Source organism: Thermococcus kodakarensis KOD1 (assembly GCF_000009965.1).
Taxonomy (GTDB): Archaea; Methanobacteriota_B; Thermococci; order Thermococcales; family Thermococcaceae; genus Thermococcus; species Thermococcus kodakarensis.
The window spans coordinates 809652-830495 of the sequence record NC_006624.1; the positions used below are offsets into that span (position 1 = coordinate 809652).

Below are 20844 nucleotides of genomic sequence, written 5' to 3' on the forward strand. Positions count from 1 at the left end.
TTTCGGGCGGGGCTTCCTGCTTCATAAGGAAGACTTGCCCCGTGATGACGGCCTCATAAGGCACGACACGGGGTAGAGGTCTTCCCTCCACAGGCAATCCGGTCGTCCCAACCCTTCATCCAAACCCCTCTTCAATATGTTGAGGGAAGCGTTCAAGTCCCTATCCATCACCAGCCCACACTTCGAACAGCGAAAAACCCTCTCCAGGAGAGGCAATTCCTCCACAACGAATCCACAACGGGAGCAAGTCCTTGAAGTGTAGGCTGGCTCGACGAAAACAACTCTCCGACCAGCTCTCTCAGCCTTGTCGGAGAGTATCCTAATGAAAGCACCGAGAGAAGAATCGAGCAAACGACGGTTGAGACTTTTATTACCGTTCCCAACCATATTCTTTGGTTTTAGGTTTTCCACGACAATAATGTCGTAATTCCTAACGTAGTAAAGAGCGAGTTTATGGAGAAAATCATTTCGCTGGTTCGTTAGCTTCTCGTAAGCCTTAGCTAATTTTATTCTCTCCCTCTCCCAGTTCTTCGAACCTTTTTGCTTCCTTGAGAGTCTCCTCTGTATTTTCTTAATCCTTTCAAGGGATTTCTCAAGGAACAGCGGGTTCTCAAAAGCGTTGCCGTCGCTATCAACGACGAAATGAGCGACTCCCAAATCAATTCCAACTGCCCTACCCGTTCTGGGCAACGGTTCTGGTTCTTCCTCAGCCTGAAAAATAGCATACCACTTCCCAGTCTTCGTCCGTTTAATTATTACGCCCTTGATTTTACCTTTGATTCTCCTATGGAGCTTTATGGGGACTTCCCCAACCTTAGAGAGACGTAGTCTCTTCCTCTCCTCGTCAAGCTTGAAACCGCTTTGGTTGTAGTTCAGCGTCTTCCAGCTATTCGGTGAGGTCTTGTATCTAAGCCTCCCAACTTTATGTCCGTTCTTTTTTAGAGCCTTCAGGACGGTCAGGTTGTTCCAGAGCTGGTGGTTCACCATTTGGAGAACTTTGGAGTAAACCTCCTTGAGTTCTGGCTTTTCCTTCTTTAATTCAACGATTAGCCTTTGGGTGTCGATTCTCCCGAGCGAAGGGTTTTCCCGTATTGCCCTCAATAACTCGTTGTAGAGCCAGCGACAGAGTTCCATATGTTGGAGCATCCTTTCCTGTTGTGCTTTTGAGGGATAGATTCTGAAGCGGTAGGAACGCATCAACTCCCCTCACCTTGGCTCTCAACGTAGGCTTTGAGAACGTCGAGGGTCACCTGCCCAGAGGTTGCGAGGAAGTATGAGGGTGACCAAAAGGTGTTTCTCCAGAGTTTTTCCTTCACTTCTGGGAAGTTCCTGCGTATTTCCCGTGAGGTAATTGTCTTTAGGGCGTTGATGTATTTTGGTATGTTGAGGGTGGGTTTTGCCTTGAATAGGATGTGAACGTGGTCTTGGTCTGTCTCTATGGTGAGAACTTCTACCTCGTGGGTCTCTGATATTTCGTGGATTTTCTGTTTGAGGAAGTCTATTATCCTGTCGTTGGTGAAGACTTTTCTGCGGTGTTTTACGACTAAAATGAGGTGGTAATAGAGTGAATAGACTGAATGTGCTCCTTTATCGAGTTTGTATTTCATAGTTATCACAAATTTTGTGTAACTATGAGAGTATTTGAGGGTTTCGGGCTTTCATCCCCTCCCTCTCGGAAGGGGACTTCTCGCCCGAATATGTTAAAAAGCCCAAGTCATGTGCAGGATTGGGGGAGAAACCATGAGTGAGAAACAGTACTTGCTTGACAAAACACTCGAGCGCTGGAAGGGACAGAGGGTTGCTGTAGGGATTGGAAGCGAGATCAGTTTTTCGGGAATTCTTGAGGACTTCGACGAAGAGGTGATACTGCTCAAGAACGTCACTGACTACGCAGGCAATAAAGCGAGGGAGCTTATCGTGAAGATAGACGATATGAACTGGATAACGCTCCTGTGAGGTGCCTGCGATGAGAGCGGTGGCGTTCGTGGGCTACAAGAAGAGCGGGAAGACGACCACAGTAGAGGCCGTCGCCAGAGTCCTCAAAGAGAGAGGTTACAGAGTAGCGATAGCGAAGAGCATGCATGCGGAGTTCGATAGAGAGGGCACTGACACTTGGCGGTTTTCCCGAGTGGCCGACGCCGTTCTGGTGAGAGCGGAGGACACGGATGCCCTTCTCTTCAAAGCTAAGGACATAAACGCGCTCTTCTCAATGGTCAGCGCTGATTTTCTGCTCCTTGAGGGATTCAAGTCGGTGGAGCACGTTCCAAGGGTGGTTTGTGCAAGAACGCCGGAGGAAGTCGAAGAACTTGACGGGGGACTTGCCATAGCGGTTAGCGGAGTTGTTGCATCAAGGGGGATAACCGAAATCAACGGCCTCCCAGTTATCGATGCCACCAGAGAGCCAGAAAAACTCGCAGACCTAGTGGAAGAGAAGGCCTTCATACTCCCTAACATTGATTGCGGCCTCTGCGGCTTCCGCTGTGCTGAGATGGCGAGGATGATAGTGAAAGGCGAGAAGACCACAAAGGACTGCGTTGTTCTCAGCCAGAAGCCGAAAGTCGTCATTAAAATAGACGGGCAGGTTCTCCCCATGAAGGACTGGGTTCAGGAGCTCGTGGAGAAGACGATAAAGGGCATGCTCTCTGCGATGAAAGGGTACCGTGAAGGAAAGAAGATTGAAATAATAGTGCGGAGTGATTGATTGAGGGCCCTACCCTATTGTTAACACTTTTAATAGTTAGAGAAATGCATCCCCATGCACTCTTCTTTCCAAATGTAAAGATTACTCTCCTCTTTGATGCTTTTTTGTGTTCGTCTCTTGGCTAAATTAAACTATTTTTGGAAAAATTTTCAAGAAAAAACCGAAGAATCATGGAATTTTTGTGATTTACAGCCGCGTAAAAGTTTACAACCGTAAAGTATATAACCGTGCTCCAAGATAAAAATGTTCTGAGATGCACTTTAGCATATCTGGATGACCATAAATGGAGAATGAGGTGAAGAAAATGAAGATGAAAGCTCTCGGTCTCGTTGCCCTTTTGGTCTTTGCTCTTGTGGCCAGCGGTTGCATTGGTAGCGGTGGAAACGGAAGTAAGACTTCCGAGGAGATAACAATCTACACCGGAGGAACAAGCGGTGTCTACTTCCCGCTCGGCTCAAAGTACGCTGAAATACTCAACAAGAACGGCATAAAAGCCAAAGCAGTCACGAGCGGTGCCAGCGTTACCAACGCCAAGGCCATCGGCGAAGGGAAGGCCCAGGCCGCCATACTGCAGAACGATATAGCTTACTACGCCTACAACGGCCTCTACATGTTCGAGGGACAGCCCGTTAAGAACATACGCGGTGTCGCGGCCCTCTATCCTGAGACGGTTCAGTTCGTCGTCAGGGCCGACAGCGACATCAAGAGTCTCCAAGACCTCAAGGGCAAGAAGGTCGCCATAGGTGCTGCCGGAAGCGGCACTGCAGTTGCAGCCGAGCAGATACTCAAGGCCGCTGGCGTCTGGGACAGCATCCAGAAGGTCAACCAGAAGTTCAGCGAAGCCGCTCAGAGCCTTAAGGTCGGCCAGATCGATGCCGCTGTTATCGTTTCAGGTGCCCCAACCCCTGCCGTTAACCAGATAGCCGTCCAGACCCCAGTTAGAATCCTCCCGATTCCAGATGACATCCTCAACAAGCTCCACGACCAGGGATACATATTCTACGTCAGGCAGGTTCTCCCGAAGGATACCTACAACGGCATGACCGAGGACACTCCGACCGTTGCCGTTAAGGCTATCCTCGCGGTCAGTGCGGATCTGTCAGAGGACACTGTCTACCAAATGACCAAGATACTCTTCGACCCAGCCAACCTCGAGGAACTCCACAAGGTCCACGCCAAGACCAAGTACATAAGCCTTGACACTGCCCTTGACGGTATGAGCATCCCGCTCCACCCTGGAGCCATTAAGTTCTACGAGGAGAAGGGCATAACGGTCCCGGACAAGCTCAAGCCGTGATGGGTGAGGTATTTGAGGAAGTCCTTTCTTTTTCTGGCATTTTTCCTGATTTTACTGGTATCATCTGTTGCTGAAAGAGGTGTTCTCGTGATAACGGATGGGAAGGAGGAGATGGTGTATCCCCTCGGTGAACACGAAATAACGATTGAATACATCCACAGCGTGGAGCGGAGCGAGGTTGTGGAGACGCTGAAGGTAAACAGCAGCGGCATCTATGCAATAGGTATGAAGTGGAAGGACTTCGGTGCCGGCCTTCCAGAGGACTTCCAGGAGTGGAACGGAAGCTGGTACGAGAAGCGGATCAACATCTACCTCGGAAAGAGCCTTGACTACTGGTTCATCCCGCTCAACCGGGCAAACATAACGGTTGACGGTCTTCCGGCATTCGCTCCACGTTCCGATACACTGATTGAGTTTCGAGTCGAATCATGTCCCCTACTGCTGATCAAGATTGGGAGGTGCTGATAATGGGTGAAGAGCCACCACAGTTTGAGAAGGCCAAGGAGGTCGTTATTGAAAGGGTTAGAACCCTTCCCCCGATGCTTGATAACGTCGTTAAAGCGGCCGCAATCCTGATAGGTATCTACGAAATACTGTTCATCTTCAACTTCAACTACACTCTCTACGACATGTTCCAGAAGATGGGGATAAAGATCGGAATCCTGCAGGCGACATTCCAGACCAAGCAGGGCGAGGCCTTCGTCCTGGCCATGATACTGATAATCACCTATCTCCTCTATCCGATAAGACGGCAGGAAAAGTATCTTCAGAAAGTCCAGTGGTACGATTATATTTTGGCTATACTCGGGGCAATCTCCGCGTTGTATCTCTTTGCAGTCTATCAGAGGTACGCCGAGTTCGCCGAGGTCTACACCACCGACGTTATCTTTGGAATCCTCGCCATAATCCTCGTCCTTGAGGCAACGAGGAGGGTTCTTGGATGGGTTCTTCCCGCGGTCGTTGTCGTGTTCCTTATCTACGGCATCCAGAACATAGGCTTTGACTGGATACGCTTTACCCAGCAGCTCTACTTCGATGAGGGAATCTTCGGCATTCCATTCTTCGTCATGACGATATACGTCTTCGCCTTCGTCTTCTTCGGCGCGTTCCTGCTGAAGATCGGCATAAGCGACTACATAACGGAATTCATGATAACCCTCTTTGGTTCAAGACCTGGAGGACCGGCAAAGGCCGCCGTCATCTCCAGCGGCCTGATGGGAACAGTGAGCGGCTCAAGCGTCGCCAACGTCCTGACCACGGGAACCTTCACAATACCGCTGATGAAGAAGGCAGGCTATCCTCCGGAAATAGCCGGTGCCGTTGAGCCGGTAGCATCAACGGGCGGTCAGCTTATGCCGCCTATCATGGGTGCAGCAGCATTCATCATGGCGGAGTTCCTCGGCGTCCCCTACAACAAGCTCATCATAGCCGCAGTCATTCCAGCGCTCGTTTACTACGCGGGCGTTTACCTCTTCATTGACCTTGAGACAAAGAGGCTGGGCCTCAAGGGAATGCCGAGGGAAAGCTTCTCCGGCCTTGACTACTTCATAAGGAAGCTCTACATCCTCCTGCCAATAGTCGTCATCACCGTCGCCTTAGTCTGGGGTATTCCGCCGCACATCTCGGCAATTTCATCCCTCGGAGTAGCCATCTGGGTCGCGTGGATTTCCAAGGACAACATAAAGGGCCACGAGGGGCTCTACGTTGCTGTTGTCCTGCTTGCCACCGCTCTGATGTTCACAGGCAAGGCCATGGCCACTCCAGTCGCCGGAATCTCGCTCCTAATCCTCCTCGGACTTGCTGCAGTAGGCTTCATAAGCGACAAGGTCGAGTTCAACGAGAAGTTCTACATAACGGCCCTCTTCCTGCTCTTCATAGCCCTGACCAAGTACATCGGCATGACCAAGGAGCAGATACTCCTCCTCAGCGGTGTCTTTGGAATAATATTCTCCCTTATAATCGGCTGGTACTCGAAGAGCGAAGACGGAAGGGCCATGTACAGGGCAACCTACGAGTCCATGATAGACGCTGGAAAGACGAGCACGAGCGTCATGTTGGCGGCGGCGAGCGCAGGCCTTATACAGGGTGTCCTCACGATGACCGGCCTCGTCACGAGTCTCGGCTACCGTCTCGTTGACCTAACCGCTGGAAACCTCTGGCTCCTGCTGATGCTCACGATGGTCTTCAGCCTCATCCTCGGAATGGGCGTCCCGACGACGGCCAACTACATCATAACATCTTTAGTTGCGGCTCCTGCAATATTCAACGCCGTTCAGGGCCTCCACCCATATTCAGACCCGGTTCCGGGATTCGCAACCCCGATAGCCCTGCTGGCGGCACACTTCTTTGTCTTCTACTTTGGAATCCTCGCTGATGTTACGCCGCCGGTTGCCTTGGCAAGCTACGCCGGTTCGGCCTTAGCCGGCGGAGACTTCTGGAAGACGGCGATGAACGCGGTCAAGTACGCCCTCGCCGGATACATCGGGCCGTACATCTACTTCACGCACCCCGAGATGTTCATCATAACAGTCAAGCACTGGACCACGATGACCGCCCTTCAGGTGCTCTACGACCTCAGTGCAACGCTGCTCGTGATGTACCTGCTCGCAATAGCGCTGACCGGCTGGTTCGGAAAGCATCTGAGAAAAGAGATCAGGGGGCTTGCAGGGATACTCGGCATTATCTCGGCAACCCTCAACCCAGTGATAGTCGGGATTAGTTTTGTTTTCGTTATTGCCCTGAGACTGCTTGGAGAGAAATTGTCTTCTTGACCTTCTCTTTGTCTTTTCGACAGCTGTCGGTGGGTTAGATTTATAAACCTTTGACAGCCTGACAATAGATGCGGTGGTAGTATGAAGTGGGAGCTCACGCTCTACGGCGGGGAACATCACGGGAAAACCCTTGTCGTCGAGGCGGAAAATGTTGAGGAAGCCAGGAGGATCGCCCTCCAGGAAGCAAGGCGGAAGGAAGCACTCACCTACGAGCTTGCAAAGATTGAGTGACGTATTCTTGCGCTAACCTTCTCCCATTCTTATTCCCGTTATTTTCTCAAGCTTCACTAGGGTTAAAAGGGTATGTCTTCTTTGCTTCTATGGTGGTGAGAAAGTGATAGTGCGCACGCCTAGGAGGCTCCACCTCGGCCTCATAGACCCTACGGGCAGCCTCGGAAGACGGTTTGGGAGTATTGGGGTAGCAATCGATGGAGGCTACGAGGTAAGGGTTCTCCCCTCTGAAAAGATGGAAATCAAAGCTCAGGGAGAGGATATCGAGACGATCGAGAAAACTTTAGGGAGAATGAACGCCGCTTTTGGGACTGGGGTGAACTATCTCGTTGAAGTCAGGCGTGGAATTCCAAGGCACGTTGGTCTCGGTTCCACTACCCAGCTCAGCCTGGCCGTTGGAACTGCAGTGGCGAGGCTCAACGGAATTCATGTCTCGATAGGGGAACTTGCTAGAGCCCTTGGAAGGGGCAAGAACAGCGGCGCTGGAATATACACCTTCGCCTACGGCGGATTTGTGCTGGATGGCGGTGTCAGGAACTCCGTCCCGCCGCTGGTACTCCGCGAGGACTTTCCGGAAGAGTGGGCGTTTCTCCTGGTAATTCCGGAGCTTAAGCGCGGCCCAGACGAGGAGGAGGAAAAGCCCGCGATGGAGTCAAGCTTTGGCGACGTTGAAGCGGCCAGGGAGATAAGCCACAGGATTCTGCTCGGTCTTCTACCGACCCTCAAAGAGCGCAATATAAAGGCCTTTGGAGAGCATCTGAGTGCCATACAGAAGCTCGTGGGCAGGCACTTTGCAGGATTCCAGGGCGGAGAGTTCAGGGAGGACATCTCTCTGATAGTGAAGTTTCTCAACGAAAAGACGTATGGAGCGGGCCAGAGCAGCTGGGGACCTACTGTTTACGGCCTGATCCTGAAGTCGGAATTCCAGAGTGCCAGCAGCGAGGTTTTCGACTACCTGAAGGATCAGGGGATAAAGGCCAAGATTGAACTGGGAATTCCAAGGAACACTGGGGCAGAGATCGTTGAGGAGAACGCCTTCCTGATCAGGATTATAAAAAGCGTCGCCGGTGGTCAGTGATGAGCCTGGAGCGTTTTGTAAAAATAAAGTACCAGACGAACGAGGAAAAAGCCGACAAACTTGTAGAAGGTCTTAAAGAGCTGGGTATCGAGTGCGCGAGGATCATAGAGGAAAAGGTAGACCTCCAGTTCGACGCCCTCAGACACCTCCGCGAAAATCTGAACGACGATGAGACCTTCATCAAGCTGGTAATAGCCAACTCCATAGTCAGCTACCAGCTGAGCGGGAAGGGAGAGGACTGGTGGTGGGAGTTCTCAAAGTATTTCTCCCAAAATCCTCCAGAGAAGAGCATAGTTGAGGCATGCTCAAAGTTTCTACCCTCATCAAGAACCAACCGCCGGCTCGTCGCCGGAAAGATCAAGAGGTTGGAAAAGCTCGAGCCGTTTCTAAACTCGCTGACGCTCCAAGAACTTAGGAGGTACTACTTTGAGAATATGATGGGACTGCGGAACGACATTGCAGAAGCCCTGGGATCTCCAAAAACCGCAAAGACCGTGGTTTTCGCCGTCAAGATGTTTGGCTACGCGGGTAGAATAGCCTTCGGGGAGTTTGTCCCGTATCCAATGGAGATAGACATTCCCGAGGACGTCAGAATAAAAGCCTACACCGAAAGGATAACTAACGAGCCGCCGGTGAGCTTCTGGAGAAGGGTCGCCGAAGAAACGGGAATTCCACCGCTCCATATAGACTCAATCCTGTGGCCAGTGCTTGGGGGGAAGCGGGAAGTAATGGAACGGCTGAAGAAGGTCTGCGAGAAGTGGGAGTTAGTTCTTGAGCTCGGATCCCTCTGATTTTCCTTTTTAAACTGCCCTCTGTGGAATGTTGCGGAGACCGATAGTCTTTTATATTACTGCCTTTAGTTCTATTTGGTTAAAACTTCATGGGTGATAAGCGATGCACTGGGGGCTGAAGCTTGAATTTATCAAAAGCATGAGAACGAAGAAGGTCTGGGTTCTGCTCGGCATAATGATGCTTCTCTACGTGCCGGGGTTCTACCTAGAAAAAATGAACGGAAATACGCCTCAAACCGTTGGTGAGGCAGTAAACATGCTCGTCAGCAACATCGAGGATCTGGCAGGGTTCTTCCTTGGAATACTCGCGCTCCTCCTTGGTGCCACCGCAATAAACTCCGACCTTGAGAACGGGACGATAAGGGTAGCCCTCAGCAAACCAGTGAGGAGAATAGGCTACCTTGGGGGCAAGTTCCTAGCCCATGTTGTTGTGCTCCTCGCGGCGCTCCTCCTGATGACGGTGATAGGTATAATCGGCCTCGCCTGGATGGGGGCACCGTTCGGCCAAAAGCTCGTCACCGAGTCAATGCTCCTGAACTTTCTTCTTCTGCTCGCGATGATCCAGCTCGTTGCACTGGGCTACATCCTCTCCACGATGATAAAATCTTCAGGAACGGCCCTTGGAGCAGCTCTGGCGCTGTTCTTCATACTCTTCATGCTCATACCGAGCATCGTCTCGTTCATGGCAATCAAAGACTACGTCTTCGACGAGAACGTGAACTACGATGAGGTCGCGGAGAGGGTGGACGAGTACACTACAAAGTACCTGTTCTATTCACCGCTCTCCCAGATGGGGGTGATTCTCGGTGACGTGTACGAGGACGGCAATTACGTAGGCATTGCCCACGCCATAGGTAAGAACCCGGTAAACTTCGGTTTGATAGTCGGTATGACCATCGTGTACTTTGGAGGGGCCTTTCTGAGGTTTGCCAGGATGGATTTGAGGTGATGGTTTGTGATGAGGGTTGAGAATCTCGTCAAATTCTACAAGGACGTTAAGGCCCTCAACGGCCTCAACCTAGAAGTAAAACCAGGCCAAATCTACGGCTTCCTAGGCCCAAACGGAGCAGGAAAAAGCACGACAATCCTGAGCACCCTCGGCCTAATCTTCCCACAACAAGGCCGCATACAACTCTTCGACCTAGAAGTCTTCAGGGATGGAAAATTCGACGAGAACAAACTCGTCCAAGCAAAGAAGAGAATCGGCTACATGCCCGAACACGCAACCCTCTGGGACTTCCTCACACCAGTCCAAACCCTCGACATAATCGCGGATGCATTCAAAATACCAAAAACCGAGAAGGAGAAAAGAATCAAAGAACTCCTAGACTTAGTAGGCCTAAGCGAGGCTAAGAACAGGAAGGTGGGCAAATTCTCGAAGGGCATGAGACAGAGGCTCCTCCTAGCCCAGGCACTCATCAACGACCCAGACCTCTTAATCCTCGACGAGCCAATGAGCGGTCTAGATCCAAAGGGCATCGCCGAGTTCAAGGACATTATCAGGGAGCAGAGAAAAGCCGGAAAAACGGTCTTCTTCTCAAGCCACATCCTGGCCCACGTTGAGGAAATCTGCGATACCGTTGGAGTCATCGTGAAGGGAAAACTCATCAGGGAAGGAAGCTTGGAGGAGATTAAGCGCGAGTTCCTTGAGAAAGCGGGCTACACGATAATTCTGGAGACGAGCAAGCCCGTCGACTGGAGCAGTGCTCCCTGGCGCGCTTCACCCCTCGGCGAGAACAAGTACAGGATTGTGGCCGAGAGAGACATTAGAGAAGAACTCCACGACTACGTTGCAAAACAAGGAGCAAAAATACTCACCCTACAAATCAAAGAACCCACCCTCGAAGAAATATTCCTAAAAATGGTAAAAGAGTGAAGAGAGGATTCTCCTCACTCTTTCTTTTCTGGAGCTTTCGCTATTATCCTTGCGTCAACGACAACTGCTCCCTTGCCCTTCTCGTAGACGAAGACAGGGTTGAGGTCCATCTCCTTGATGTAGTCCCTGAGCTCATCAACGAGCTGAGACACTTTAAGGAGCATGTCCACGATGGCGTCTATGTCGGCTGGCTCTTCACCGCGCGCTCCGGCCAGAATCGGGTAGCCCTTGATCTCTGCTATCATCTTCCTTGCGTCCTTCTCGGTTATTGGGATTATCCTGAAGGTCACGTCCTTGAGTACCTCGACGAAGATGCCACCGAGGCCGAACATTATCGCGTGGCCGAACTGCGGGTCTTCTGTGACACCGATGATAATCTCCCTTCCTGGCCTGAGCATCGGCGCTATGAGGACACCGAGAATCTCGGCATCGGGGCGGTACTTCCTCGCGTTCTCGTGAATCTCCTCCCACTTCTGCTTCAGCTCTTCGGGAGACTTTATGTTGAGTATGACGACCTTGGCGTCGCTCTTGTGGAGTATCTGAGGCGACATGAGCTTCATGGCGACAGGATATCCAATCTCTTCGGCGTACTCCAGTGCTTCATCAAGGGTCTTGGCAAGCTTTTCGTTTGGGACGGGCAGACTATAGGCCTTTAAGACCTGCTTGGCCTCGTACTCAACGAGCGCAGTCCTTCCAGACTTCAAAACGCTCTCAATAACCTTAAGGGCCTCTTCTTTGGCGCTCATAACATCATTCCCCCTTAACCTTGCGGAGGTATTCAGCATACCTCACGAGACCTGCCATGGCACGGACTCCCCTCTCGGGGGTCGGGTAAACGGGGACGCCCTTCTCCTCAAGCATCCTTGCGTAGCGGTCGGTCTTCCTTCCGCCCATAGCAACTGCCACTATCGGCTTGTCCGTCTTCTTCTGGTAGTCAGCGAGTATCTCGATGATCTTCTCCTCCTCAAGGAGCGGCACCTGGAAGAGGACGATGATGACTATCGCATCGACGTTCGGATCCTTCGTGAAGGCTTCAATAGCTATTCTGTACCTCTCGGCATCGGTGTCGCCCACGACATCGGTCGGGTTGCCAGCTACCGCGTGCGGCGGGAAGTTCTCCTCGAGAAACTTTATCGTCTCCTCGCTCAGCTCCGCCATCTTGAGGCCGAACCTGGCAACTGCGTCGCTCGCCATAACTCCAGCTCCACCGCCGTCGGTGATTATGCCTATCCTGTCGCCCTTCGGGAGCTTGTGGAGTAGTGCGGCGAAGGCCTTAGCAAGGTCGAACATGTGTTCGAAGTCCTCGGCGCGGATTATTCCAGTCTGCTTGAAGACCGCGTCGTAGATGGTGTCGGCTCCAGCGAGCGAGCCTGTGTGAGAAGATGCAGCTTTAGCTCCGTACTCCGTTCTTCCGCTCTTCAAGGCGATTACGGGCTTAACCTTGGTGATCTTCTTTGCCGCCTCCATGAACTTCCTTCCGTCCTTGACGCCCTCGATGTAGAAGGTAACGACCTTTATCTCGTCGTCGTGGATGAAGTACTCCATGAGATCTGCATCGTCCACGTCGAGCTTGTTGCCGTAGCTGACCATCTTACCGATGCCTATGCCAGCCATAGCAGCCCAGTCGAGCATAGCAGCTGCGAATGCACCGCTCTGGCTAACGAAGGCTATTGGCCCGCTCTTCGGCCTGTCCATCTTCTCTTCCGGCAAGAAGACGGTATCAACGCCGGTATCTGGAACGTAAACGCCGACACAGTTGGGGCCGATGACCCTTATCCCGTTTGCCCTCGCTATCTCAAGTATCTCCTGCTCCATTCTCTTGCCTTCTTCTCCAAGCTCACCGAAGCCGCCGGTGATGATGACGACCGCCTTAATGCCCTTCTCAGCTACCTCCCTCATCGTTGCCGGCACGAACTTGGCCGGAATCGAGATAACGGCCAGATCAGTGTCATCGGGGAGCTCTTTAACGCTGTGGTAAACCTTGTAGCCCTCTATCTCGTCGAGCTTGGGGTTAACGGGGTAGATGTTGCCCTTGAAAATCCCGCGCTCCTTGTTCATTCTGAAGTTCTCAAAAATAACGTTTCCGACCTTTCCCTTCTTGTCGGTTGCACCGATGATTGCGACCGCCTTCGGGTCAAAGAAGGGCCTGAGTTCTTCGACGATTTTCTCTGACATGCCTATCCCTCCTGAGAAAGCAACTTTCGAGTAAAAATTCCACGAGAATGTATAAAAATGTTGCGCAGAGAAAAATTCGAGCGCTGATGGATTTAAAGGTTCACCAGTGGACCGATTTTATAAAATGGGGGCCGCTCTTTTTTCTTTTTAAGTAGGGGGTCTTTATGATTTAGCCACTCCAAGGTCCCAGGTGTGATCGGGGATACCCTAAGTCTAACATAAACAACGCGTACAACGACTTAGATATCCCCTCTTTCCCTCACCTTTCTCCTCACGTTGGGGTCGCGGTCGGCTATGATCTTCAGCGCCTCCTCGAAGCTCATCCAGTCGGGAACTTCTTCGTTGAGGTATATCCCGGTCCTACCAATGCTGTCCCTCCTCGTAAGGACGTGAACCCTCTCGGTAACGATATCCACGCTCACTCCAAGTATTTTGGCGACTTCTGGCTCTCTTCCCATGACTTCCCTCTCTATGTGTCCCTTCTCCGTTGGGAGTATTAGGATGAGCTTTTTGTTAACTCCTGGGACTCTCTCCTTCGTTTTGACACCCCAGATGTCGATTGCCCCGCCCCAGCGGTAGAACTCAAGCTCCCTGTCCGTTGGTTCAAGCAGAGGAAATGTAACGCTAGTCTCCTCATCTATCTCGATGACGCCCTTTATCAGGTGCCATGGTGTTGCCATAACGATTTTTCTCCTCCGTACAAGGCCTTCGAGGGCCAGCTCGATGAGGTAGCTCGGAACCCGAATTGGAATGAAGATGTCTATGTCGCTGTCCTTTCTGACGTCTCCCCTAGCGACGCTTCCATAGAGGACGGGATCAAAGTCCTTCAGCCTCTCCATAATCTTTAGGGCATTCTCACGCTTTTCCCACAGGTAGCGCCAGCGTTTTGGGGAGTACACAACTTCCCTCTCGTCCCAGATTTTCACAACCTTCTCCCTGGGCATCGATTCGTTCTCTGTCGTTTTCCTTTAATAAGATAACCGATACCGTTTTATAGTACAGAACTAAGCCCACCCTGGTGAACAAAGATGCCGGTGGTTGCACACAACCTCACGAAGGTTGAGGTAGAAAAACTCTCAGGAAGCATACCCACGGGTCAGATTCAGGTAAACTTGAGCCCAAAAATAGAAGATCTCAGGCTGGGAGAGGTAAGAACCCCAACTGGAAAGATAAACGGTGTTGAAGTGGTGTTCAGCTTTGAAGTGACTTATCAGCCCGAGATTGCGAGGGCTGTCATCAAGGGACTTCTGCTGTACCTTCCCCCGAAGAAGGAAATGATTGACGAAATCCTGAACCTCTGGGAAGAGGAGAAAAAGGTAAACTCAGTGCTCTTTGTGGAAGTTACCAACTTCCTTACCAGCGAACTTTCGCCGCTCCTGATGATCATCTCCAAGGAGATGAGACTCCCATACCACATTCCGCTTCCGAGGGCACAGCTGAGGACTCAGTAATAGCCCTCCGCCTCTAAAATCTTTTTGTTCACTTCCTCAAGCTGTGAGTTCTTTTCAAGGATCTTGACCAAGAGCTCATAAGCCTGGGCGGGCCTTTTCCTGGACACGTAGAACTCGGCAATCTCAACGATGTCGAGGAGGTCGTAGAGCCTCTGATTTGCGATGTAGGTCTTTAGCAGGGCCAGCCGTATCCTGATCTTCTGTTCAATGTTCGAGCTGATGTTGAGGGCCTCTTTATAGTGTTTAACTGCATCATCGAACTTGTTTATTCCGATTAATGCCTCGGCGAGCTCAATGAGCTTTTCCTGCGTCGCTTTATCGTCTCCTGCGGCGCGATAGGAACTCACTATTTGATAGAGCATCCTAACGGCGTTTATCCCAACGAGCTTTGCTCTGCCCGTGTTCTCACAGAGCATATATGCATACTGGGCCTTGACGAGGTTCGTTGCTGTCCCGTCAAGATCACCCTCGGAGTATGAAAGCTTGCTGGCCTTTTCATAGTTTTTAGCGGCCGTTTCCATAATCTCAAGGTAGTGAGAGTCGTGACCGAATATCGCCCTGACGTACTTAGCGAGCACGTAGAACGCGTCAGCGGCAGCCGAAAGGTTCTTACTTTCAACGAGATTCTCGGTGATTTCACCGTAGATATCGAGGAGTTTTCCAGCGATACGCTTTATGTCCGTCTCGCTACCCACTATCTTGTAGTAGTGAAACGCAGACTCGTAAACCCTGGCAGCAGTTTTGAGATCACCAGAGCTTTCAAAAGAATTCCCAAGCTCCTCGTAGATGTTCCCAAACCTAGTGCCGTACTTTGTCATGAACCTCGAGTCCCCCGTGACTGCAAAGACCTCAAGGACGTTCAGGGTGTATTGGTCAAGGGCATCCAGGTCAACATCGGGCTTTGATATCTCCTCCTCGACCAAGTTTATATAAAGTGACGCCGCTTTAAGAAGGTAAGGCCTGGCCTTCTCGGGGGAAGCCTTTCTAGTCAGATACCTCCCGATGTACCTGAACAGCCTCGCAGCATCCTCGTAGTTCTTTCTCTCTTCATACCTCTGGGCAGCTCTTAGTATTAACTTCAATCCCTCTTTAACCCTGCCGCTATCAACGTATTTAAACCCAATCTCCTCAATCTCCTCGGGGGATGTTGTTTCGGGCAAATCCAACTCTCTCACCCCATATCGTTACATTGGTGACCATACAGGTACTAAGGAAATGTTCACAGACCAATATTTAAGCGTTGCCTATGCTTTAACGATGTTATAGCCGGCCGCCTTCCTCAGGCGGTTCATTACTGCAAGCCCCACTCCTACCTCCTCAACCCCTTCGGCTATTATCACGTCCACGCCGCGCTTGTCAAGCTCTCTGAGGGCCTTGAAGAGATTTCTGGCGACTTCTTCTAAGGTTTTCCCGAGGAAGTAGAACTCGTCCGCCTCCACTTCAAAAGTCGCCATCACACCAACGCGGTGGCCCTTTTTCCTGTACTCATCCACCAGCTCCTGGATTTTTCTTCTCCTGTTCTCAGGAGTTCCCTCAACAACTATCACCATTGCGTTTGGGGCGTAGTGCTTGTACTTCATTCCGGGAGCCTTCGCGAGGTCTATCTTCTTTCCCTTGACCGCGGGGTGTATCCTGATGGGCCCGATAACTTTCTCCAGCTCCTCCAGCGGGATACCCCCTGGTCTCAGGAGAACTGGGGGCTCTTCGGTGAGGTCAACGACCGTTGATTCGACACCGACCCAAGTCTCGCCGCCGTCTATTATCCCCTCGATTTTTCCGTAGAAGTCGTCAATCACGTGCTCGGCCGAAGTCGGGCTGGGCTTCCCGCTTATGTTGGCCGAGGGAGCGGCCAGTGGGGTGCTCGCCCTTATGAGAGCGAGTGCTATTGGGTGGGCGGGCATCCTTACGGCGACGGTGTCGAGGCCGCCGGTCGTGACCAGCGGCACTTCCTCACGCTTTGGAAGAACGAGTGTGAGCGGTCCAGGCCAGAACCTCTCCGCGAGGAGCTTTGCCTTCTCGGGCACTTCTCTGGCAACTTTCTCAAGGTCATCGATGCTTGCTATGTGGATTATCAGAGGATTGTCCGCGGGTCTTCCTTTGGCCTCGAATATCCTCCTGACGGCCCCCTCGTTCAGGGCGTCGGCCCCAAGGCCGTAAACGGTCTCGGTCGGAAACGCCACGAGTTTCCCCTCAAGGATGAGCCTCGCGGCTACCTTTATCTTCTTCTCATCCAGGCCGTCTCGCATGTTGATAACTATCGTCACGTCCCTCACCCCATCGTATTTGAGAAAACCGAGAGTTCTGAGCGATAATCCTGAACGCCCTCTCGACTTCTGGTGAGAAAAGTGGTTAAAAAGCTATCCCACGAGGGACGAGTACACCCGTTCAACTTCCTCCGCAACTTTTTCCCAGGAGTACTTCTCGGCAACGCGTTTTCCCGTTGAACCCATTTTTCTGGCGGTCTTCGGACTTTCCAGGAGCGCTCTAACTTCGTCCACGAGGTCATCAAAGCTGGTGAACGTCAGGCCGTTCTTCCCCTCTCTGATAAGCTCTGGAATCGCGCTGACCCGCCTTCCAATCGCAGGAACGCCGAGGGAGTTGGCCTCAAGGATGACAAGACCGAATCCTTCCCTCTTGGAAGGGAGAACCAGCAGAATGCTCCTGCTTAAAATCTCCTCAACATCCGTGCGATAGCCGAGGAAATGGACGTTCGGCGGAGCTTTCGCCTCAAGCCTTTTCCTGAGGGGGCCGTCACCAACCACGAGGAACTCTGTGTTGGGAAAGAACTTAGCGAGCTCTACAAACGTTTCGGGGGATTTATAGTCCCGAAGGGCACCGATGAAGGTCACGTACTCCCTCTTTCCTCCCTCGGATCCTTCAAACTCGGGAAGTCCATTGGGTATGACCTTGACGTTTTCCGCGCCAAGGGTTTTAGCGAGTCTCGCCAGGTGGTGGCTGACCGCTATAACGACATCAGCTCTTTTCAGGCTTCTCGTAACGTAGAACCTGCCCAGGGGCGATTTGGGGGTGTTCTCCAGGTCGCTTCCGTGAGCTGTGACGACAAAGGGCAGGCCCGTCTTCTCCTTGGCCAGCGCGCCGGAGAAGGAGGTCGTTCCTGCGAAGTGGCAGTGGACAATGTCAAAACCGAACTCTCTGTGGAGTTGAGCTATCTTCCTAGCGCCCGCGAAGGCGAAGGTGCTTCCCCTCAGACCATAAAACGGCGGAACCCTGAGCTGATGGACAAACTCCCTCTCGAACTCCCTGACCTTGACGGGGCCGTATGTGAGCACATGGACTTCGTGGCGCTTTCTAAGTTCCCTTACGAGGTTGTCGAGATGCCTCGCAACACCGCCACCGTGGGGAGGGTAGTGTCCGACCATTAGGATTCTCATGGAGGAAAGTTAAAGGTGAAGTTAAAAAGCGTTTGGGAACGTCTCCCTGAAGAGTTTCTCCGCGAACTCTCTGAGCGTTAGGCCCTCTTCTCTGGCTATCTTCTCAAGGAGCTTCTGCGCCCTGCTGCCGTACTGCGCGGCCCTCTTCTCCCTCTCCGCTATCCACTCGGGGATTCCGAGACGCAGGGCGAGTTTCCTGAGGATGACTTTTCTGGTTCCATCCACTATCTTAGCTTCGAGCGGCAGTTTAAGGGCAAAGCTCACCACAGGAAGGGCGAGGAAGGGATATCTTCCTTCAACTCCGTTCAGCATTGTTATCTTGTCGTCCCTCGCGAGGTTCCTCTCGGAGATGAGGGCTATGTCCTCTTCCATAAGTTCGGGTCTCTCAAGGTACTTTGCGTAGCCTCCGAAGAGCTCGTCCGCCCCCTGCCCGCTGAGGAGGACGCGCGTACCGTCTGAAGAAGCTAGACCAGAGGCAAAGTAAAGCGGCAGTCCAATTGCGAGGTTCATCGGGTTGGGCTCTTCGATGGCGTACATTACTCTTTTCACGGCATCTCTGACATCCTCGACTTCAAAAGTTCTCTCCCTCAGCGCCCAGCCAAAGTGGTCGGCCACTTTCCTGGCCCACTCTATGTCGGGACTGTCCTCAGTTCCAGCCGTGTACAGTATCACGTCGGAGTACTGCGAAGCCAGGTAAGCGACCAGAGTGCTGTCCAAGCCGCCGGAAAACAGAACTCCCGTTTTTTTGCTGACCCTGTTCTTCACTGCATATCTAAGGAGTTTTCCAACGCCGCCAACCGGGTCTTTCCTTTCGCATTTTGCTTTGGATTTTAGGTTCTCAAGGGAGAACAGCCTGGCCCGCCTCACCCCGTTCTTTTCAAGAACGACGAGCTCCCCCGGCTGGACGGGTTCAACTTCCCTCTCGCCCACCGCCCAGAGGACTTTCTTCTCGCTTGCAAACAGGCCGTTACGTGAGAAGTAGAGCGGCCTGATCCCCAGAGGATCTCTAAACAGGTAGATGCGCTCTCCATCTGAGAAGGCAACGGCGTAGTCCCCCTCAAGCATCCAGAAGAGTTTTTTAACTATCTCGGGATAGCTCAGATGTTCTTCCCTCAAAAACTCGATAAGCCTAAGTACAACCTCGCTGTCAACGTCGCTCTCAAAAGAAACGCCTCTCCTCTCCAGGTATTCTCTCAGCGCCGCATGGTTGTATATCTCACCGTTGTGAACAAGGGCTAGATCGTTTATGAATGGTTGAGTAAAGCTCTTTGAACCAGTTATGGCCAGCCTGCACTGGAGGAGACCGATTCTCCCGTCTGGAATCTCGGTCAGCTTTGAAAAGTCATCAGATTTGAGGACTCCCCCATCGGTCCAGACCCCAAAACTTTCAGGGCCCCTGTGCTTTCCTGCTATCGCCATTTTGATGAGCTTTTCTCTGAGATTCCCCCCCATTCCGCCAGCGATGAGGCACATGAGCATCACCCAGGGCATTTAAAAACCAGAAGAGATAAGCCTTCCCATTTTCCACGTGAAAAAGTGTTCTGGCTGGTTTCTTCCCCTTGAACAACCGTTCAGGTCAGATCGCCGCAGGTGCAGTAGTGCTCATATGCCACGGTTTCGAGATCCTCGAATCCCTCACCGGTTTTTGCCGAGAGGTAGAGAACCCTCGTGGGAGGGGCAAGCTCCGGAAGAGAGGAGCACAGCTTGTAAGCCAGAAGCCCCTGGGTGGAGGGCTCAAGCTTCAGCCTCGCCGTGAGGTATTCTATGTCGTCGAGGTACTTCCGTATCCCTTCGATGTCTTCAACTGTATCCACCTTATTCAGGGCTGGCACCGTCGTTATCCCCAGCCTGAGGTCTATCATCAGGCCGAAGAACACCGCAAAGCAGAAGTCAGAGGGCTTCCTAAGCACTTCAGGTGAGAAAAGATAAACCCCTAGGGCATCTGGAAAGGCCTCCATAAGCTCAACCCCAAACTCGTGGAAGAGGAAAGTCTCCATCTGGCCCGGGGTGTCTATCAGAACGTAGTCGGACTCCTTGTCAAGTTCCCTGATCTTCTCGGCGTATTCCCCCGTGTATTCGGCAAGAATGTCGTAGCTCTTCACTATAGCCCCGTTCGGTCCGAGGCCTTCGTCCATAAGGCTCCACGCGGTTACCTTCTCTCTGACATCAAGATCGGGAGTGTATGGAAGTTTTCTAACCCCCGTGTCCAGATTAACATAGGCTACCCTATACCCGTTTTCGGAGAGGTATTTTCCAAACTCCCCCGTTAAGGTCGTCTTTCCGCTCCCGGCTGTGCCTATGAAAGCCAGTATCATCCCATCACCCTTGCCTTGAAGCCAGCTATCCTGCTTACCTCCTCCGCCAGTGCCATAAACGCCTTGGCACCCTCCGAGTCGGGAGCATACTCAACTACCGGAACTCCTTCCAGTGTGGCTTCCCTAACCTTCGGGTCTTCGGGGATAACCACAAGCAGGGGAACCTCCATAACTTCCTCGGCCGCGTCGGGCGGTATGTCGTTCTCGCTCCTTCCATAGCGGTTGAGGACAAAGCCGAGAACCGCCAGCCCTGCCTTTCTGAGAACTATGCCAACCTTCATCGTATCTGTTATACAGGATATCTCTGGGTTCGTAACAAGGATCACCTCTTCGCCGCTCATCATGGCGTTCATCGCGTCCATCTGAAGGCCCGCTGGACAGTCGATCAGCACGAAGTCATACTCCGATTTCAGCGGCTTTATCGTTGAGGGGAGCCTCCTCGGGTCTGCCTTAAGGACGTGCTCCCAGTCAACCGCCGCCGGAATCAGATCAACGTTCTCATAGCTCGTTGAGTAGATAGCGTCTTTGATGTCTGCTTCGCCTGCGAGAACGTCGTGTATCGTGGTTTCAGCGTCGTCTATCCCCATAACGAGGCTGAGGTTTGCCATTGTAAGGTCAGCATCAACGGCGAGGACTTTGTAGCCCATCTTTCCGAGGGCCACCGAAAGGTTGGAGGTGGTGGTTGTCTTGCCAGTCCCACCCTTACCGCTGGCTATCGAGATTAAATGACCCATGAGCGTCACCCCAATGTTTTTGTTTTTCTCCC

22 protein-coding genes are annotated in these 20844 nt (G+C 52.1%); 11 read left to right on the forward strand and 11 right to left on the reverse strand.

Translation table 11 applies throughout. The features are described 5' to 3' along the window. Positions 1 to 21 precede the first annotated feature (21 nt). Entirely contained in the window at positions 22 to 1197 is a 1176-nt protein-coding gene (locus TK_RS04585; protein WP_011249882.1) for an RNA-guided endonuclease InsQ/TnpB family protein, read from the reverse strand. Beyond that, positions 1197 to 1607 (reverse strand): IS200/IS605 family transposase, encoded by a 411-nt coding sequence (gene tnpA / locus TK_RS04590; protein ID WP_011249883.1) that lies wholly within the window; start codon positions 1605 to 1607, stop codon positions 1197 to 1199. Before tnpA ends, TK_RS04585 begins: the two co-directional genes overlap by 1 nt. 133 nt (positions 1608 to 1740) lie before the next feature. Here tnpA and TK_RS04595 point away from each other — a divergent pair, with 133 nt between their 5' ends. From TK_RS04595 to TK_RS04635, 10 genes are all read left to right on the forward strand, one after another. Next, positions 1741 to 1956, forward strand: coding sequence for an LSm family protein (locus tag TK_RS04595; protein WP_011249884.1), 216 nt, complete (start codon positions 1741 to 1743; stop codon positions 1954 to 1956). A 10-nt stretch (positions 1957 to 1966) separates the two neighbouring features. After that, positions 1967 to 2701 (forward strand): molybdopterin-guanine dinucleotide biosynthesis protein B, encoded by a 735-nt coding sequence (gene mobB, locus TK_RS04600; protein ID WP_011249885.1) that lies wholly within the window; start codon positions 1967 to 1969, stop codon positions 2699 to 2701. A 304-nt stretch (positions 2702 to 3005) separates the two neighbouring features. Continuing rightward, a complete protein-coding gene (locus TK_RS04605; protein ID WP_048053693.1) occupies positions 3006 to 3998 on the forward strand; it encodes a TAXI family TRAP transporter solute-binding subunit in 993 nt (330 codons plus the stop codon). 87 nt (positions 3999 to 4085) lie between these two features. Then, complete coding sequence (locus TK_RS04610) at positions 4086 to 4463, forward strand: DUF1850 domain-containing protein (RefSeq protein ID WP_232500618.1); 378 nt, start codon at positions 4086 to 4088, stop codon at positions 4461 to 4463. 2 nt (positions 4464 to 4465) lie between these two features. Continuing rightward, positions 4466 to 6769 (forward strand): TRAP transporter permease, encoded by a 2304-nt coding sequence (locus TK_RS04615; RefSeq protein WP_011249888.1) that lies wholly within the window; start codon positions 4466 to 4468, stop codon positions 6767 to 6769. An 81-nt stretch (positions 6770 to 6850) separates the two neighbouring features. Beyond that, entirely contained in the window at positions 6851 to 7000 is a 150-nt protein-coding gene (locus tag TK_RS12110) for a hypothetical protein (protein ID WP_011249889.1), read from the forward strand. Between the two features lie 103 nt (positions 7001 to 7103). Further along, positions 7104 to 8078: a beta-ribofuranosylaminobenzene 5'-phosphate synthase family protein gene (locus tag TK_RS04620; RefSeq protein WP_011249890.1), complete on the forward strand. Its 975-nt coding sequence runs from the start codon at positions 7104 to 7106 to the stop codon at positions 8076 to 8078. Beyond that, positions 8078 to 8869 (forward strand): N-glycosylase/DNA lyase, encoded by a 792-nt coding sequence (locus TK_RS04625; protein WP_011249891.1) that lies wholly within the window; start codon positions 8078 to 8080, stop codon positions 8867 to 8869. Before TK_RS04620 ends, TK_RS04625 begins: the two co-directional genes overlap by 1 nt. 103 nt (positions 8870 to 8972) lie before the next feature. Continuing rightward, on the forward strand, positions 8973 to 9818 hold the full coding sequence (locus TK_RS04630; RefSeq protein ID WP_011249892.1) for an ABC transporter permease subunit: 846 nt from the start codon (positions 8973 to 8975) through the stop codon (positions 9816 to 9818). Positions 9819 to 9824: 6 nt separating this feature from the next. Continuing rightward, positions 9825 to 10745, forward strand: coding sequence for an ABC transporter ATP-binding protein (locus TK_RS04635; protein ID WP_011249893.1), 921 nt, complete (start codon positions 9825 to 9827; stop codon positions 10743 to 10745). Between the two features lie 14 nt (positions 10746 to 10759). On the opposite strand, the gene TK_RS04640 is transcribed toward TK_RS04635, so the two are convergent. From TK_RS04640 to TK_RS04650, 3 genes are all read right to left on the reverse strand, one after another. Next, complete coding sequence (locus tag TK_RS04640; protein WP_011249894.1) at positions 10760 to 11491, reverse strand: acetate--CoA ligase family protein; 732 nt, start codon at positions 11489 to 11491, stop codon at positions 10760 to 10762. A 4-nt stretch (positions 11492 to 11495) separates the two neighbouring features. Further along, positions 11496 to 12920: an acetate--CoA ligase family protein gene (locus TK_RS04645; RefSeq protein WP_011249895.1), complete on the reverse strand. Its 1425-nt coding sequence runs from the start codon at positions 12918 to 12920 to the stop codon at positions 11496 to 11498. Positions 12921 to 13159: 239 nt separating this feature from the next. Then, positions 13160 to 13864 (reverse strand): nucleotidyltransferase domain-containing protein, encoded by a 705-nt coding sequence (locus tag TK_RS04650; protein ID WP_011249896.1) that lies wholly within the window; start codon positions 13862 to 13864, stop codon positions 13160 to 13162. A gap of 84 nt (positions 13865 to 13948) precedes the next feature. Here TK_RS04650 and TK_RS04655 point away from each other — a divergent pair, with 84 nt between their 5' ends. Then, positions 13949 to 14371 carry a hypothetical protein gene (locus TK_RS04655; RefSeq protein ID WP_011249897.1) on the forward strand — a complete coding sequence of 141 codons (423 nt, stop codon included), beginning with the start codon at positions 13949 to 13951 and terminating at the stop codon, positions 14369 to 14371. Here TK_RS04655 and TK_RS04660 read toward each other — a convergent pair. From TK_RS04660 to minD, 6 genes are all read right to left on the reverse strand, one after another. After that, on the reverse strand, positions 14365 to 15546 hold the full coding sequence (locus TK_RS04660; protein ID WP_011249898.1) for a hypothetical protein: 1182 nt from the start codon (positions 15544 to 15546) through the stop codon (positions 14365 to 14367). The genes TK_RS04655 and TK_RS04660 overlap by 7 nt on opposite strands. Positions 15547 to 15615: 69 nt before the next feature. Continuing rightward, entirely contained in the window at positions 15616 to 16635 is a 1020-nt protein-coding gene (locus TK_RS04665; RefSeq protein ID WP_011249899.1) for an L-threonylcarbamoyladenylate synthase, read from the reverse strand. Positions 16636 to 16728: 93 nt separating this feature from the next. After that, entirely contained in the window at positions 16729 to 17763 is a 1035-nt protein-coding gene (locus TK_RS04670) for a glycosyltransferase family 4 protein (RefSeq protein WP_011249900.1), read from the reverse strand. A gap of 21 nt (positions 17764 to 17784) precedes the next feature. Next, on the reverse strand, positions 17785 to 19236 hold the full coding sequence (gene asnB, locus TK_RS04675) for an asparagine synthase (glutamine-hydrolyzing) (protein ID WP_011249901.1): 1452 nt from the start codon (positions 19234 to 19236) through the stop codon (positions 17785 to 17787). A 98-nt stretch (positions 19237 to 19334) separates the two neighbouring features. After that, positions 19335 to 20078: an ATP/GTP-binding protein gene (locus TK_RS04680; protein ID WP_011249902.1), complete on the reverse strand. Its 744-nt coding sequence runs from the start codon at positions 20076 to 20078 to the stop codon at positions 19335 to 19337. Beyond that, the gene (gene minD, locus TK_RS04685; RefSeq protein ID WP_011249903.1) at positions 20075 to 20812 is read right to left on the reverse strand and encodes a cell division ATPase MinD; all 738 of its coding nucleotides are present in this window, start codon (positions 20810 to 20812) and stop codon (positions 20075 to 20077) included. Before minD ends, TK_RS04680 begins: the two co-directional genes overlap by 4 nt. Between the last annotated feature and the right edge of the window lie 32 nt (positions 20813 to 20844).